This window comes from Halomonas sp. BLK-85 (assembly GCF_044792155.1).
Taxonomy (GTDB): Bacteria; Pseudomonadota; Gammaproteobacteria; order Pseudomonadales; family Halomonadaceae; genus Vreelandella.
This window is the reverse complement of sequence record NZ_CP087731.1, coordinates 1,372,803-1,388,693: the sequence shown is the minus strand read 5'-3', so window position 1 is coordinate 1,388,693 and position 15,891 is coordinate 1,372,803. Positions and strand designations below refer to the sequence as shown.

15 protein-coding genes are annotated in these 15,891 nt (G+C 54.3%); 8 read left to right on the top strand and 7 right to left on the bottom strand.

The genetic code is table 11. From position 1 onward, the window contains the following. Nucleotides 1-326: 326 nt before the first annotated feature. The 4 genes from LL947_RS06195 (at nucleotide 327) to LL947_RS06180 (ending at nucleotide 5,723) form a co-directional block, all read left to right on the top strand. Nucleotides 327-686, top strand: coding sequence for a hypothetical protein (locus LL947_RS06195; protein ID WP_499834247.1), 360 nt, complete (start codon nucleotides 327-329; stop codon nucleotides 684-686). A 23-nt stretch (nucleotides 687-709) separates the two neighbouring features. Further along, nucleotides 710-1,537: an AraC family transcriptional regulator gene (locus LL947_RS06190; protein WP_499834246.1), complete on the top strand. Its 828-nt coding sequence runs from the start codon at nucleotides 710-712 to the stop codon at nucleotides 1,535-1,537. Nucleotides 1,538-1,692: 155 nt separating this feature from the next. Further along, complete coding sequence (gene putA / locus LL947_RS06185) at nucleotides 1,693-4,884, top strand: bifunctional proline dehydrogenase/L-glutamate gamma-semialdehyde dehydrogenase PutA (RefSeq protein WP_499834245.1); 3,192 nt, start codon at nucleotides 1,693-1,695, stop codon at nucleotides 4,882-4,884. 200 nt (nucleotides 4,885-5,084) lie between these two features. Then, nucleotides 5,085-5,723: an OmpW/AlkL family protein gene (locus LL947_RS06180; protein ID WP_499834244.1), complete on the top strand. Its 639-nt coding sequence runs from the start codon at nucleotides 5,085-5,087 to the stop codon at nucleotides 5,721-5,723. 67 nt (nucleotides 5,724-5,790) lie between these two features. Here the strand turns inward: LL947_RS06180 and LL947_RS06175 are convergent, their stop codons facing one another. Further along, a complete protein-coding gene (locus LL947_RS06175; RefSeq protein ID WP_499834243.1) occupies nucleotides 5,791-6,123 on the bottom strand; it encodes a YqcC family protein in 333 nt (110 codons plus the stop codon). A 313-nt stretch (nucleotides 6,124-6,436) separates the two neighbouring features. On the opposite strand from LL947_RS06175, the gene LL947_RS06170 reads away from it, so the two are divergent. From LL947_RS06170 to LL947_RS06155, 4 genes are all read left to right on the top strand, one after another. Beyond that, nucleotides 6,437-7,483, top strand: a complete 1,047-nt coding sequence (locus LL947_RS06170) for a DUF3549 family protein (RefSeq protein ID WP_499834242.1) — start codon at nucleotides 6,437-6,439, stop codon at nucleotides 7,481-7,483. Between the two features lie 9 nt (nucleotides 7,484-7,492). Further along, nucleotides 7,493-7,933: an ATP-dependent zinc protease family protein gene (locus tag LL947_RS06165; RefSeq protein WP_499834241.1), complete on the top strand. Its 441-nt coding sequence runs from the start codon at nucleotides 7,493-7,495 to the stop codon at nucleotides 7,931-7,933. A 43-nt stretch (nucleotides 7,934-7,976) separates the two neighbouring features. Further along, a complete protein-coding gene (gene rimK, locus LL947_RS06160; RefSeq protein ID WP_290821171.1) occupies nucleotides 7,977-8,885 on the top strand; it encodes a 30S ribosomal protein S6--L-glutamate ligase in 909 nt (302 codons plus the stop codon). Nucleotides 8,886-8,973: 88 nt separating this feature from the next. Beyond that, nucleotides 8,974-9,432 (top strand): hypothetical protein, encoded by a 459-nt coding sequence (locus tag LL947_RS06155; protein ID WP_290821170.1) that lies wholly within the window; start codon nucleotides 8,974-8,976, stop codon nucleotides 9,430-9,432. A gap of 25 nt (nucleotides 9,433-9,457) precedes the next feature. On the opposite strand, the gene LL947_RS06150 is transcribed toward LL947_RS06155, so the two are convergent. The 6 genes from LL947_RS06150 to sufB all read right to left on the bottom strand — a co-directional run bounded on the left by LL947_RS06150 (nucleotide 9,458) and on the right by sufB (nucleotide 15,827). Then, on the bottom strand, nucleotides 9,458-10,186 hold the full coding sequence (locus tag LL947_RS06150) for a SanA/YdcF family protein (protein ID WP_499834240.1): 729 nt from the start codon (nucleotides 10,184-10,186) through the stop codon (nucleotides 9,458-9,460). 48 nt (nucleotides 10,187-10,234) lie between these two features. Beyond that, nucleotides 10,235-10,804 carry a putative Fe-S cluster assembly protein SufT gene (sufT, locus tag LL947_RS06145; protein ID WP_290821168.1) on the bottom strand — a complete coding sequence of 190 codons (570 nt, stop codon included), beginning with the start codon at nucleotides 10,802-10,804 and terminating at the stop codon, nucleotides 10,235-10,237. 18 nt (nucleotides 10,805-10,822) lie between these two features. Next, complete coding sequence (locus LL947_RS06140) at nucleotides 10,823-12,088, bottom strand: cysteine desulfurase (protein ID WP_499834239.1); 1,266 nt, start codon at nucleotides 12,086-12,088, stop codon at nucleotides 10,823-10,825. A gap of 111 nt (nucleotides 12,089-12,199) precedes the next feature. Further along, complete coding sequence (sufD, locus tag LL947_RS06135) at nucleotides 12,200-13,549, bottom strand: Fe-S cluster assembly protein SufD (protein ID WP_499834238.1); 1,350 nt, start codon at nucleotides 13,547-13,549, stop codon at nucleotides 12,200-12,202. Further along, nucleotides 13,546-14,298 carry a Fe-S cluster assembly ATPase SufC gene (sufC, locus tag LL947_RS06130; RefSeq protein ID WP_290821165.1) on the bottom strand — a complete coding sequence of 251 codons (753 nt, stop codon included), beginning with the start codon at nucleotides 14,296-14,298 and terminating at the stop codon, nucleotides 13,546-13,548. Before sufC ends, sufD begins: the two co-directional genes overlap by 4 nt. A gap of 86 nt (nucleotides 14,299-14,384) precedes the next feature. Next, nucleotides 14,385-15,827, bottom strand: coding sequence for a Fe-S cluster assembly protein SufB (gene sufB / locus LL947_RS06125; RefSeq protein ID WP_290821164.1), 1,443 nt, complete (start codon nucleotides 15,825-15,827; stop codon nucleotides 14,385-14,387). Nucleotides 15,828-15,891 lie beyond the last annotated feature (64 nt).

Here is a 15,891-nt window from a genome sequence, read left to right as displayed (position 1 = left end):
CCATGATAAGCAATAAAGAGCCAGCGGCACAGCCTGAAGGGTGGTCTTGCAGCATTGAACAACCCCCCTCCATAGTCACTAACCCATTATTTTTTAAACAAAAAAAAGCTGCTCAAAGAGCAGCATAAGCAAGGGATCGAAAACATGAAACCAATTAAGGTTACCCGTCAACACTGCTGGCAACTGCCGTCGCCGTGTTGGCTTGCATAATCTCTGACACTGTGTGGCAGGAAAGTTCGCACTTGTTGCAATTTTTCTCCTTTGCCGTCACGAGGGTATACTGAAGTATCAGACAGGATTTATGCTTTTCATTCAGGAGCATCAATATGGCGCTCTATTTGCTTATTTTAGGTGTTTGCGTACTGGTTATCGGTGGCGTTCTGGCCATCTTGCTGACATCTGGTACACCACGTTACAGAACCGAGCCTGAAGACCTGCTGAATCTGTTTGATAAGGCACTGGAAAGTGAGATCAACGAGACAGAATGGAATGCCATTATTGGCTACCCTATTCGCCACAATGAATATTTGGACGGTGTACGTCGCCGTGCTGGACGTTTGATGGATCAACATGGCAGACGCTGGCAGCTTGCTCAGGGTAAATCCTTGCTGGACAAGGAAGGCAAAGCTGAACTCCAGGCCTTACGTGACCACCTTGCCGCTCACACCTCGCTGCATCGTCGATAATTCGCCTGCATGAGGACCTCATCATGCCTAGCAAGATTCGCCAGTTACCCCTGGACGCCGTGACACATCATCATTCTCACGATTTTCATCAGATCGTGATTACCATGTGTGGGACCGCCGAATTTGAAATTGAGGGCCTGGGCGGGCTGATCAACCCCTTTTCGGGATGTATTGTGCCTGCCAACCATGAACATTATTACTCGGGAAATGCCAGAAATCGCCAGTTGATTCTGGACTTGCCAGAAGATGCCCCAGCCCTTTCTGGCGAGCAGCGCGAACTGGTTGCCCTGTTTGACGCACCGCGTTTTTTCTCGCTTGATGACCCGCTACGCCACTATCTTGCTTTTGTTGAAAGCGAGATTAACCACACCGTCAATGATGCCAACGTCTTTCAGCATGATCGCCTGGCAAGCACTTTACTGGGCTCCTTGAAGGCGCGTCTGGGGGAGAACAGCCAGACCCATCACGAACGCTTGGACATGCGCCAGATCAATCGTTATATCCAGCATCACCTTGCTGATGAATTGCGCGTTGCCGACCTGGCAAGACTGGCCTGCCTGAGTGAGACACACTTCTCAGAGCGTTTTCGTCTGCAAACCGGCCTCTCTCCCTGGCAATACGTGCGTAGACAACGCCTCAGCGCTGCGCGACAACTGATCATGCAAAGCCGACTCCCCTTGGCCGATATTGCTGTACAAACCGGTTTTGCCAATCAAAGCACACTCTCCCATGCGTTCAAGCGCAGTTTTGGTATGTCACCCCGTCAGTTGCGCCGGGACTTTTCGGTACCCTCGCCAGCTGTTTCCTCCCATCCACGCAGAACTCTTGCCGGTCACAGCACCCCCTACTAAAGTAGCAAAACAGACCTTTTTACCTTGAAACTGACATGTTTTGCCATGGATTAGACACACAGGCAAAGGCATTGCCCTCTACATTCGATTGTTAACTTTGGGCGCTCAATGCCCTTTCGTCCCTTTCGTTCCTGCTCTGACTTCTGGGGGCTTCAATGCTCAATGCTAAGAAACTGCGCGACCCTGCCATTTGGCAAACAGATCTTGATACGCTGATGACCCGTATAAGCGATCATTATGCTGTTGATGAAGAAAATTTCGTCAATGAACTGATCAAACTGCTCAATGCGGACCGTGATGACTTTGCTCGCATTGAAGCAAACACTGCAGCGCTGGTGCGCGACGTGCGCAAGATGGACACGGCGGTGGATACCATTGATGAGTTGCTCCAGCAGTACAGCCTGGATACGCATGAAGGCCTGATGCTGATGTGCCTGGCAGAAGCCATGCTACGAATTCCTGACAAAGAGACTGCCGACGCCCTGATTGAAGACCGCCTTGGCCCGGCCGACTGGCAGGCACATCTGGGCAAAAGTGAATCCTGGATGGTAAACGCGTCAACCTGGGGATTATTGATGACCGGCCGGGTACTCAATCTGGATCATCCCAAGGAAGGCCGCCCTGCTCACTTTATCAACCGCATGGTTAACCGTCTTGGTGAGCCAGTCATTCGTCGTGCCATGGTGGAAGCCATGAAGGTGATGGGTAAGCAGTTTGTGCTTGGCCGCGATATCGACGAAGCACTCAAGCGCTCCAGGCCGCTGTTCAACAAGGGATACACCTACTCATACGACATGCTGGGCGAAGCGGCGCGCACCCGTGACGATGCCAGGCGCTATTTTGACGACTACGCCAAGGCCATTGAGCAAGTCGGTAAAACCTGCAAGACACTGGGTAACGGGACGCCGGCGCCATCTGTGTCCATCAAGCTTTCTGCCCTGCATCCTCGCTATGAATTTGGCCGTCGTGACCAGGTACTGACCGAGCTGGTCGACACCGTCATCAAGCTGGTGACCAAGGCCCGCAGTCTGAACGTCGCTTTGACCATTGATGCCGAGGAGGTCGATCGCCTGGAACTGTCACTGGAAGTCTTCCGCGCTGTCTATACCAGCGATGCTGCCAAGGGCTGGGGACATTTCGGCCTGGTCGTGCAGGCCTATGCCAAACGTGCTCTACCGGTACTGCATTACATTAATCGACTAGCCGAGCAACAGGGCGACGAGATCCCGCTGCGACTGGTAAAAGGCGCCTATTGGGATACTGAAATCAAGGAATCCCAGCAGCTCGGCGTCGAGGGCTATCCGGTATTCACCCGTAAAGCCGCCACTGATGTGGCCTATCTGGCGTGTGCGCAGTTCTTGTTGTCCAACGACACCCAGGGGCGCATCTTCCCACAATTTGCCACTCATAATGCCCACACGGTCACCACCATTCTTGAACTCGCCAATGCTGACGCCCGCGCCTTTGAATTCCAGCGTCTGCATGGCATGGGGGAAGCTCTGTATGATGCAGCCCTGACCAGAGCCCCTGAAGGCACTTACTGTCGCATCTACGCACCTGTCGGCGCGCATAAGGATCTGCTTCCTTACCTGGTGCGTCGATTGCTGGAAAACGGTGCCAACTCTTCCTTCGTCCATCAACTGGTCGACCCGGACGTACCGGTGGAATCGCTGTGCCAGCATCCGGTAGAAACCTTGCGTCAATATGACTCCCTGGCTAACACACGGATTCCCCTACCTAAGGACATCTTCGGTAATAAGCGCCGCAACTCGCGGGGTGTCAACCTGAATATCCGTAGCCACTTCTACCCGCTGATGGAGAAGATGGAGACGTTCATGGACAAGACCTACCAGGCCAGACCACTATTGGCGTTTGAGGTCACCGACGACAGTGCCAGCACCCATAGCGTGACCAGCCCCTATGATCGCCGCAAAGTGGTTGGCAGCGTACAGTGGACAACCAGCCAACAGGCGACCCAGGCACTGGATGCCGCCTGGTCGGCTTTCCCGCGCTGGGATGCAACGCCAGTGGCAGAACGCGCGGCCATCCTGATTCGCCTGGGCGAACTGATGGAAGACAACATGGCCGAATTGATGACACTGTGTTCACGTGAAGGGGGCAAGCTGCTGACTGACGGTGTGGATGAAATTCGTGAAGCCGTCGACTTCTGCTATTACTACGCCATGCGCGCTGAAGAAGGTTTTACCCAGCCGACGGAGCTACCAGGGCCTACGGGTGAATCCAATCACCTGGTCATGGGCGGACGTGGGGTCTTCGCCGCTATCAGCCCCTGGAATTTCCCGGTCGCCATTTTCTGCGGTCAGGTCGCGGCAGCGGCCGTGGCAGGTAATACCGTGCTGGCCAAACCCGCCGAACAGACATCCATCGTGGCTCATCGTGTCATCGAGTTGCTCTACGAGGCGGGCATGCCCCGTGATGTTGTTCAGCTGCTTCCGGGTGATGGCCCGACCGTGGGGAGTGTGTTGACATCCGATCCGCGTGTGACAGGCGTCGTCTTTACCGGAGGGACCGATACCGCGCAGATCATCAACCGTGCCCTGGCGGCGCGTGAAAATGCACCCTTGCCTGCCTTGATCGCCGAAACCGGGGGTATGAATGCCATGATTGTCGACTCTACTGCCCTGCCCGAGCAGGTGGTGGTCGATGTCATCCAGTCCGCTTTCCAGAGTGCCGGGCAGCGCTGCTCGGCTCTGCGCGTGCTCTATGTGCAGGAGGACGTGGCTGATCGAGTGAGCGGAATCCTCGAAGGGGCCATGCAGGAGCTGCACGTCGGTGATCCACGCCAGCTGGGGACAGATGTTGGCCCGGTCATTGATGAAGATGCCCGCAAGGCCCTGCAGGCACATATTGATACCCTCAAGAGTGAAGGTCGTCTGGTGGCCGAAACGCCCATGGCTGCTGAGCACACTGAGAATGGCACCTATATTGCCCCGGTTGCCTTCAATATTGACAGCATTGACCGCCTGGAGCGGGAGCAGTTTGGCCCCATCCTGCATATTGTGCGCTACAAGGCCAGCCAGCTGGACAAGGTCATTGATGAAATCAATGCTCGAGGCTATGGGTTGACCTTTGGGGTTCACAGCCGCAATGAATCCTTTGCAGCGGATATTGCCCGCCGCATGCGCGTCGGCAACGTCTATATCAACCGCAATATCATTGGTGCCGTTGTCGGGGTTCAGCCCTTCGGCGGCCAGGGGCTTTCCGGCACAGGCCCCAAGGCAGGTGGCCCGCACTACCTGACCCGTTTTGCGACGGAAAAAACCATCACCAACAACACGGCGGCGCTGGGGGGTAATGCCTCACTGCTGGCGCTCGATGACGAATAAGACTGGTCTCATTGACAGGCCTGGCCTGCATATATGTTGAAACAAGCCACCCACCAGGGTGGCTTTTTTTTAATATTATTAAAAACGCAAGAGAATTGCGCTGGATCAATAACTCGCCCTTCACGTGCCGTTAGACTGATGCTAATGAACATGCAGTTATCCAATGATAATCAATCGAGTCACACCAGGAGTTAGTTCCCATGCGCAAGTTTACACTACCAACCCTTTTTGCTGCTGGCCTTGCGGCCGTTGCCGTCACTGCCAGTACCCAGGCCATGGCTTATGGTCAGGGTGATTTCTTCACTCGTTTCGGTGCCGCCAACGTCGACCCTAAAAACGACAACGGCACGCTGGACACAGCCCTTGGCGAACTGGCTGTTGATGTCGATGATGAAACCCAGTTTGCGTTCACCCTCGGGTATCGGTTCCACGACAAACTTGGCGTTGAACTACTGGCCGCACTGCCTTTCGAGCATGACATAGCGCTGACCGGGGGTAATACGGCTTCTACTGAACACTTGCCGCCAACCCTGACCCTTCAATACTATCCGCTCGGCGGCACTGAGGCGCGTGTGCAGCCCTATGTGGGTGCCGGCATCAACTACACCACCTTTGATGATGAGTCGGTTGATATCACAGGCGTTAGCCTGGATCTTGACGATTCCTGGGGCGCGGCCGGCCAGGTCGGCATCGATCTGCTGATTGATGATAACTGGGCACTTAACGCAGCGGCCTGGTACATCGATATCGATACCGATGCCACGGTAGCTGGCGATGATGCAGGCACCGTTAACATTGACCCGCTGGTGGTCATGGGTGGCCTGAGCTACCGTTTCTAAGCCACACCCATAGAAAAGCCCGCCATGGCTATGCCACGGCGGGCTTTTTCGTTTCATGCCTGTGCCTTCAGTTGTGGGTCACCAGGTCATCCACACGCTCAACCGCCTTGATAACGCGCTGCTGCTCATGGTGACCAATGTTTTCCTGCTGCAGATAGACCGCCACCGCCGGGGCCACCTCACATTTTGCAGGCATGTCACCACCGGCATAAGCCAATGCCTGCAGACGCTGAATAAATACAAAGCGTAGCCACTGCGGCAATGACATTGTATCAACGCAAAACGGCTGCTGACTGAGCATTGCCGCGGGATCTGGAGTTGTAACCTGCCACAGCTGTGATGCCCTCAGGGCTTCTTCCAGGTCGCCTAGAGCCTGTGAAAGCTGTTGATGGACCGTCATTTTCCTACCTCTTGTTGTCACTACGATGACATCTTGTCATGCCAGGGTCTATTGTCTCAGTGTGCTCGCTCTTGTACCACTCCCCGAGCGGGTCTGGGTGCGGCTTTCACCCACCGAGAATACACAGAAAACCTGCAAGAGGCTGTGGACAACCTATGGAAGGATGGCGAAACGCCTGCCAACATGGGCGTCTGCATAGAGTGTTTAATTTTTGACCACATCTGCCTGAAGCGCTTTGCCTACTTTTCAAGCGGCTAGCTGACACGCGGCGTATGGCACGGTAAAGTGCTCGCCTGAGATACGGAAGGATGCCATGCAACCGATTACAACACTCAATGACTTTTTTGATCGCAGTGGGGCAGATGTCTTGCTGTTCCACATGGGGCGTAGAGTGACTACCTGCCCCAGAGACGCCCTGATCGCGCTGGAAAACCTCGAAGCGCCCTGGCCCGAACCCTGGCAAGCCCAGGCTCGCTTGAGTATTGTTTTCCAGTTGGGTGATATGCCAGAGCCTGCTATCTGGTTTCTGGCACTGCCGCTGGATGAACAGGGCTATCTGTCGCCTGGCCAGCGCGATGCTTTTTTGCAGCGCCTGCTGGAAACCCTGGGTCGCAATGCGCAAGGCCTTGACGGCGGCAAGCATGATGAGATTGAACACCTGATGCAGGACAATCCATTGGTGTTCACGCCTTCAACCCATTTTCAAGCCATGCTAAATGCCCAGGCGACGCAGCAACTGTCGCGGCCAGCCAGTCAGCATCTGGAACTGGTTGAAGCCTATTTCAGCAAGCAGATGACCGTTGACTGGCAGGCGTTAGGACTTCAGGGACTTGCCGATTTTACGGTGCGCATGGACGCCAGCCAGGCGCAGCAACTGGCCGACGGCCTTCTGGACATGCCGGTTGAACTCTTGCATGCGCTTGCTTATTGCCTCGAACATCTCAGTCTGGATGAAGGACTTGTCAGGGCCTTGATCGCACGCGGCGAGCTTGCTGCCCAGGCCGCTGATATCGAGTCACTGTGCGCCTGTATACGCGCTGTCGGCGGCACTCCTGGCGAACCAACATCCCAGTGGTATACAGAGTTGCTGGAAGATACAGCGGCCAGCGGGCCTGATATACTGGCAGCCATTGCGGGGCGTGGATGGCGGCATCTGGAAGACGGTCAACGGCTTCCACTTTTTCTTGATCGTCTGGCCGAGGACCCGCGAACGGATTTCGGCGCTGTCATTCGTGATCTAGCGTTGATTCCCCGCTTGCGCTTACCCGTCATAATGTTCCTCAAGGAGGCACCCGGAGGGTCAGCCGTGCAACAACGTTTGGCTGCTTTAGCACCGCACACGGCCAGTGCGCAAGACTGAGGAGGCGTGATGAAGGAATTACCTTACCAGGCGAAAGCGGTGATTGGCCGACGCGAGATGGTCGTCTTACCTGATTTTGATCTGCACCTTTGCTGTAAGGCAGATACCGGTGCCCGAACGTCAGCGCTACATGCCGAGCAGATTGAAACATCGGAGGACGAACAGGGCCAACTTTGGGTAAGCTTTATCACTCACAGCGGAGGGCCCGATTCTCCCCCACACCGGATCCAGGCACACCTCCACGATCGTCGCCGTGTTACCAGCTCCAACGGGCACAGTGAATGGCGTTACGTGGTGCGGACTCCCCTCCAGCTGGGTGATCTCAACTTCCCGGTTGAACTTACCCTGACTGATCGCAGCGATATGCGTCATCCCATGCTGTTGGGTCGGCGGGCCATGCGCCGCTTGCTGATCGCCCCAGGTGCGGAATTTCTTCACGGCGAACCCTGAACGCCAACGAACCACTCCTAACAGACCCGTAAGGGAGCACTCAATGCATATTGCCTTGCTGTCGCGCAATCGTAATCTCTATTCTACCCGCCGCCTTGTTGAAGCCGCCGAGGCGAGAGGCCATTCGGCGCGCGTTGTTGATACTCTTCGCTGTTATATGAGTATTGCCTCTCATCACCCTTCCATCCATTACAAGGGTGCCGAAATTGAATCCTTTGATGCGGTCATCCCCCGCATAGGCTCATCAGTCACTTTTTACGGCTGCGCGGTGCTGCGTCAGTTTGAAATGATGAATACCTATGTGCTCAATGATTCGGTCGCCATTACCCGTTCTCGCGACAAGCTGCGCTCGCTGCAGTTGCTCTCCCGAAAGGGGCTGGGGCTCCCTATCACCGGGTTTGCCCACTCACCGGATGATATTCCAGACCTGATTACCATGGTCAAGAGTGCGCCGCTGGTCATCAAGCTGCTGGAAGGCACCCAGGGTATCGGTGTCGTTCTGGCTGAAACCAACCAGGCCGCTGAATCAGTCATTCAGGCCTTTATGGGCATGAAAGCCAATATCATGGTGCAGGAATACATCAAGGAAGCCAAAGGCGCTGACATTCGCTGTTTGGTGATTGGTGACAAGGTGGTCGCTTCGATGAAGCGCCAGGCCGCTGACGGTGAGTTCCGTTCCAACCTCCATCGTGGAGGGAGTGCCAGCGTTATCCGCATCACACCGGAAGAGCGCTCAACCGCGATTCGTGCTGCTAAGGCGATGGGCTTGCGCGTCGCGGGGGTTGATCTGTTGCGTTCAAATCACGGCCCGGTAATTATGGAGGTGAACTCCTCTCCGGGGCTGCAGGGAATTGAGACGGCAACAGGCAAAGATATAGCAGGATTGATTATTGAACATATCGAAAAAAATGCGGTGACGCCGCGTAAGGCACCGCCCAAGCCAAAAGGCTGAAACTTGTAACCGAAATTAATCCGTTGCAGGGGTGGCAAAACACGGCTGCCGCGGCGACAATCTGCGTCACCGAAGGAGGTAGACGCTCATGTTTCTTGATAATCGCCAAGTGGCGATGGACAGCGTTCTTGAAGCGCTGGCAGACAGCATTGATTACTTTCAGGATAATATAGAACGCCTGCGTCCATCGCTGCGCGACACCCTGAAACCGTATTACGAACAGCGCCTGCAGCAGATGGGGCAATTGCAACAGCTGGCACGCACTCACCTGAAAATGCTGCCACGTGACGCCGATGTGGAACGCGATGATTTTCTGTGGCTCTGGAGCCGCCTGAAAAGTTTTGTTGGCAACGATAGTCAGGTGTTGATTAATGAGCTCCTCGAACAGGAACGTGTATTAATGCAGGCGCTTTCCACTCTTTTCACACATCCTTTGCCTGATCCTGTAGAGCCAGTGGTTGAAGAATGCATGAAGGGCTGTCGCCAACTGATTCGTGAGCTTTATCAGTTACAGAAGCGTAAGCCTCGACGCAGCGGGTCTGTTTAGGCCAGCTTACTGCTGCAAAGACTGTTCAGGGGGTGTTATCAGATCCAATGTCCGCGTTGTCCCCTGTTGATGTCGCATCGTCAACATTGACTGGAAATTCTATGGGCTCGGCAGGACCAAGAAAGTAGGCCTGACGCTTCCATATGTAAAGGTCCCCCAAGGTGGCAACACGGGCTACCCATTCCCTGATACGTAGTCGCCATTCACCGTCGACGGTATGATTGCTTGCAACACAACCGGTCACCTGCATCCCCAAGGCCTGACCAATATACAGGGCTCTGGGAAGATGCCACTGCTGGGTCACCAGTACAGCCTTGTCAAGTTCAAACACCTGCTTGGCGCGCACCAGGGTGTCGAAGGTACTGAAGCCGGCGTAGTCAAGTGTCAGTTGCGCAGGCGACACACCAAAGCGCGTCAGCACCTGCCACATGGCGCGAGGTTCGTTGTAGGATTGCGTACGATTATCGCCGGATATTAAAAGGTGCTCGACGCGACCGGTATGCACCAGCCCCGCAGCCGTACTCATGCGTGAATAGAAATGCGGGTTTTGTGAACCACCACGTGTCCAATGCGAGGTACCAAAGACTATACCGACTTGCTTTGGGCCACATTGGGCCATAGACGATTCAATCACCGGATAAGTCCGTGCCAGTATCCATAGATTGCTGCCCACAAAAAAGAGCAGCACCAGCAAAAGTGCCGCTCCCAGCGTCATTAACGACCATTTGAAACCTGCGATGATATCCAGACGCATCAGCCAAACGCCGTTAGTAATAAAATAATGCTGCCCGTCGATTGATGGTCAGAACATACCCAGCTCAAGTTTAGCCTCTTCGCTCATCATGTCTCGACTCCACGGAGGGCTGAAGACAATTTCCGTGTGAACGTTGCTTATCTGTGGTGCACCCAGAATCTTGTTACGTGCATCTGCGGCAATCACATCCCCCATACCGCATCCCGGCGCTGTCAGCGTCATGCGAATGGTCACCAGACGTTCACCGCTGATCAGACGTTCAATTCGGCAGCCATAAACAAGACCAAGATCGACAATGTTGACAGGTATCTCAGGGTCGTAACAGGTACGCAGCTGCTCCCAGACAAAGGCCTCAATTTCATCGTCACTTGCGTCTTCATGAAGCGTTGGACGTGGCATTGATGCCAGTCCAAGAGCGTCAAGGTTGCTGCCTTCAATCAAGTACAGGCGACCTTCGTAGCCAACGCTGACCGAACTGCCTTTCGCCTGCATGATACTGACAACGCTATCCTCAGGCAGGGTATCAGTCTTGCCAAAGGGAATGGCAATGGCTTCAACATCCCGTTGCAACGGAATCATCTGGCCTCTTTCTAACCGAGCAACCTTTTCGATGTCCATAACGCTCCTTGATGGTATCTAGCGCACCATATCAATAACACGCCTGAGCGACGTAACAAAAATATCAATCTCATCCCGCGTATTATACGCCGCAAACGAGGCTCGGCATGTCGCTTCAACACCGAAATGATGCAGAAGCGGTTGCGCGCAGTGATGACCCGTGCGAACCGCCACACCCAGCTGGTCAATCAGCAGGCCAATATCCTGGGCATGGGCCCCCTCAACCACAAAGGACACCACCGCTGCCTTGTGCTCTGCGGTTCCCAGGATACGCAGGCCATCAATCGTTTGAAGCTGTTGCGTGGAATAGGTCAGCAATTGCTGTTCCCATTTGCCAATCGCATCCAATCCGACGTTTTCTGTCCAGTCAAGTGCCTTACCCAGAGCAATGACTTCGGCAATAGCCGGCGTGCCTGCCTCAAACTTGTGGGGCAGTGCCGCAAAAGTGGTGCCATGCTCAAATGAGACCGTATCAATCATCTCACCGCCGCCCTGCCACGGAGGCATTGCCTCAAGCAGTGACTGCTTGCCATACAGAACGCCAACACCCGTCGGGCCATAAACCTTGTGCCCTGAAAAGACATAGAAGTCAGCGTCGATATCCTGCACATCCACACGCTGGTGAGGGGCTGCCTGAGCGCCGTCGACAATAATCAATGAACCCGCTTGATGCGCCAGACTTGCCATCTCCTTTACCGGGTTGATGGTACCGAACGCATTGGAGACGTGGTTGACGCACACTAACCTGGTACGCTCAGTAAGAAGCGCACGGTAGGCGTTCATGTCCAATGCGCCATCCGCATGCACGGGAATCACCTTGATGGTAAAACCCAACTGCTGGGCCAGCAATTGCCATGGCACAATATTGGCATGGTGCTCAAGCATGGAGATAAGTACTTCATCCCCCGCCGACAAATGGGTTCTTCCCCAGCTGTTGGCCACCAGATTGAAGGCTTCTGTCGCTCCTCGGGTAAAGATCACTTCACGAGATGACGGCGCATTGATAAAGGCCCTGACCTTTTCACGAGCGCCTTCAAAAGCTTCGGTTGCTTCGTCAGCAAGCGTATGCAGGCCACGATGAATATTGGCGTTATAACGTCCATAGTAGTCAGCAAAGACGTTAATCACTTCAATCGGTGTCTGGCTGGTCGCGGCATTATCAAGATAGACCAGCGGTTTGCCATGTACCTCACGCTTCAGGATCGGGAAATCTTCACGTAATTTGGCAACATTATAAGGTGCCTGATGTGCCGATTGTGGCGTGACAACAGCGGTATGAGACATTACAAACTCCTTAGGCACCAATGAAAAAACAGGTATCGACGCGGCGATAGAACAGCAGGCTGGAACTATCGCCGGTCATAAAGGCTAACCCGAGCACTTGACCCTGACGCCTTAATCCAGCTCGTTCAACGCAGAGGCGGCCTCTACTAGCCCGGTCAGATTGAAGCGTTCCGGCAGCTTGCCAGCAACCGCCAACTCGACCCGCTCTGATACTACATCAAGCTTGACCTCTTCCAGCACTTCGCCAGCAAATGCCAAGGTCAGCAGGGCACGCGCCGTTGCTTCATCAATTCCTCGGGTTCGCAGGGCAAACACGGCCTCTTCATCGAGTTGGCCTGTGGTCGTACCATGGGAGCACTTGACATCGTCGGCATAGATTTCCAGCTCCGGCTTGGCGTCAATGCGGGCACGATCTGATAGCAACAGGTTCTGGTTGCTCTGATAGCCTTCAATCTTCTGGCTGTCCCGCTTCACAAACACCTTGCCATTGAATACACCATGCGCACGGTCGTCCAGAATACCCTTGTAGTTCTCATTGGAGAATGTCAGCGGCGCATTATGGTTGACCTTGGTATGGTTATCAACGTGTTGGCGATTCTGACCAAAGAACAGACCGAGGAAATTGGTTTCTGCTCCCTGGCCATTAAGATCACTGATCAGATCATTACGTACCAGCGCTCCGCCCAGGTTCAGGCTGTAAGAGGTATAACGGCTATCACGATTCTGCTCGACGTGCATACTGGCAACGTGGTAGTCGCCCAGGGGTGCTTCCTGCAGTTTGTAATGCTGAAGGATGGCACCACGGTCGAGCATGAATTCACCGACGACGTTGGTGAAGTTTTGCGCGTCCTTTTCACCGATATAATGCTCGATCAGGGTCGCCTCACTACGGCCTGCCGCCTCTACCAGCACACGTGGGTGGCACATGGTCGGCTGGTCATTGGCGCGAGACAGAAACTGAACAATGATCGGCTTTTCAACCACGCAGCCAGCGGCAATACGAATCACCGCACCTTCTTCCATAAAGGCCGTATTCAGTGCAGCAAAGGCGGAAAAATCCACACCTGTCAGACGACCCAGTGGGCCACCGACTGCTTCGTGGTTGGTTTCCAACGCCTTGGAAAGCGGCAGAACCTGCAAGCCTTCTGGCAAATGTTCCAGATCTGACAAGGACGCAGAAAAGACGCCATCCACAAAGGTTAACCGATAAGCTTCCAGCGGAAGCGTCAGGGTAGCAGCGGTTGCCTGGGAAAATTCCGCGCTTTCAGCCAGCGCAAAATTACCTTGAGCAATACCGCGCACGTCTGTGTATTTCCACTCTTCATCACGACGAGTGGGAAACCCCATGGCTTCAAAGCGGGCGGCGCCCGCTTGACGACGCGCCGCTATCCAGGTGGGTTCAGGCCCCATGGATTGGCGATGCTGGTGCAATGTTTCCAGGAAAGTGTGCGTATCGCTCATGCTGCAGACCCCTCCTCGATACCTTCATAGCCATTTGCTTCCAGCTCTTTGGCAAGTTCGGCATCGCCTGTTTTGACAATCCGTCCGTCGACCAGCACGTGCACCTTGTCAGGTGTGATGTAATCGAGCAGGCGCTGGTAGTGCGTCACAATCAGGATGGCGCGCTCTTCAGCACGCAGGCTGTTAACACCATCTGCCACTACCTTCATGGCATCGATATCCAGGCCGGAATCAATCTCGTCCAACATCGCAAGCTTGGGCTGCAGAACCAGCATCTGGAGAATTTCATTGCGTTTCTTCTCACCGCCTGAAAAGCCCTCATTGACGGCGCGCTGGAGAAAACTCGGGTCCATTTTCATGTATCCCAGCTTTTCCCTGACCAGCTTCAGGAAATCTGGCGCGGGCATTTCCTCTTCACCACGCGCTGCACGTTGTGCATTGAGCGCTGACTTCAGCAGGTAGATATTCTTGACTCCCGGAATTTCAACCGGGTACTGAAAGCCCAGCAGCAGTCCAGCCTGGGCCCGCTCTTCAATATCCATTTCCAGCACGTCATTGCCTTCAAAGGTAATCGTCCCCTGGGTTACTTCGTAGCCATCTTTGCCAGCAATAACGGCAGACAAGGTAGACTTGCCGGCACCATTGGGGCCCATGATGGCGTGGACTTCGCCTTTTTTGATCGTAAGGGTCAAGCCTTTGAGGATTTCATTGCCTTCTACGGTGACGTGCAAATCATTGACTTCAAGCATGGTAAAACCTTTTCAGATAAATGGTGATGGCGCTCACAGATCGTCGCGCTTAATAAAGTAACCTTAAAAATACGGCTGCAGCCGAATTAACCAACTGCGCCCTCAAGCGTTACGCCCAGCAGCGCTTCGGCTTCTACTGCGAACTCCATTGGCAGTTCCTGGAAGACATCCTTACAGAAGCCATTGACAATCATACTGACCGCGTCCTCTTCGGAAATACCACGGCTCTGGCAATAAAAGAGCTGATCTTCACCAATCTTGGACGTGGTTGCCTCATGCTCGATTGTCGCTGTGCTGTTGTTGATTTCCTGATACGGGAAGGTGTGTGCGCCACAGGTATCACCAATCAACAGTGAATCACACTGGGTAAAGTTGCGCGCCCCTTTGGCTCTCGGACCAATTTTCACCAGACCACGATAGGACTGATCACTGCGACCGGCAGAAATGCCCTTGGCCACAATGTAGGAGCGTGAACCTTCACCGATATGGACCATCTTGGTACCGGTATCTGCCTGCTGGCGACCATTGGTGACAGCCACGGAGTAAAACTCACCTACGCTGTCCTTACCACGCAGCATGCAGGAAGGGTACTTCCAGGTAATCGCTGAGCCGGTCTCTACCTGGGTCCAGCTGATGCGAGACCGGTCACCTCGGCAATCACCGCGCTTGGTGACAAAGTTGTAGATACCACCCACACCGTTTTCGTCGCCGGGATACCAGTTCTGCACGGTGGAATACTTGATATAGGCGTCATCAAGGGCCACCAGTTCAACCACTGCGGCGTGCAGCTGGTTCTCATCACGCATCGGAGCGGTGCAACCCTCGAGATAGGAGACCTCTGCCTGGTCTTCGCAGATAATCAGGGTCCGCTCGAACTGGCCGGTGTTGGCTTCATTGATGCGGAAATAGGTTGAGAGCTCCATCGGGCACTTGACGCCCTTGGGCACGAACACAAAAGAGCCATCGGTAAAGACAGCTGAGTTAAGTGCCGCAAAATAGTTGTCATTCTTGGGAATGACAGTGCCCAGATATTGCTTGATGAGTTCCGGGTAGTCGTGAATCGCCTCTGAAATTGAACAGAAGATAACACCCGCTTCAAGCAGCGTTTCCTTGAAGGTGGTGGTCACTGACACGGAGTCAAACACGGCGTCTACCGCGACTCCGGCAAGAGCGGCACGCTCGTGCAGCGGAATGCCGAGCTTCTCGTAGGTTTCCAGGAGTTTAGGATCGACTTCATCCATGCTCTGCAACATGTCTTCAGGGCGCTTGGGGGCGCTGAAGTAGGAGATAGCCTGGTAGTCAATCGGCGGATAATTCAGGTGCGCCCAGGAAGGCTCTTTCATCTTGAGCCATTGCCGGTAGGCGTCAAGACGCCACTCAAGCATCCACTCAGGCTCACCCTTCTTCTTCGAAATAAAGGCAATGGTGTCTTCATTCAGACCAGGTGGTAGCGTGTCGCTTTCAATGTCGGTTACAAAGCCTTCTTTGTATTCGCGAGTTACCAACTGTTCCATTTCTTCAGTTGCCATGGTGTTACCCTCCGGGGCAGTTGGATGGCGAGATCAGCTCGCCGTCATCATTTGGGATACATCT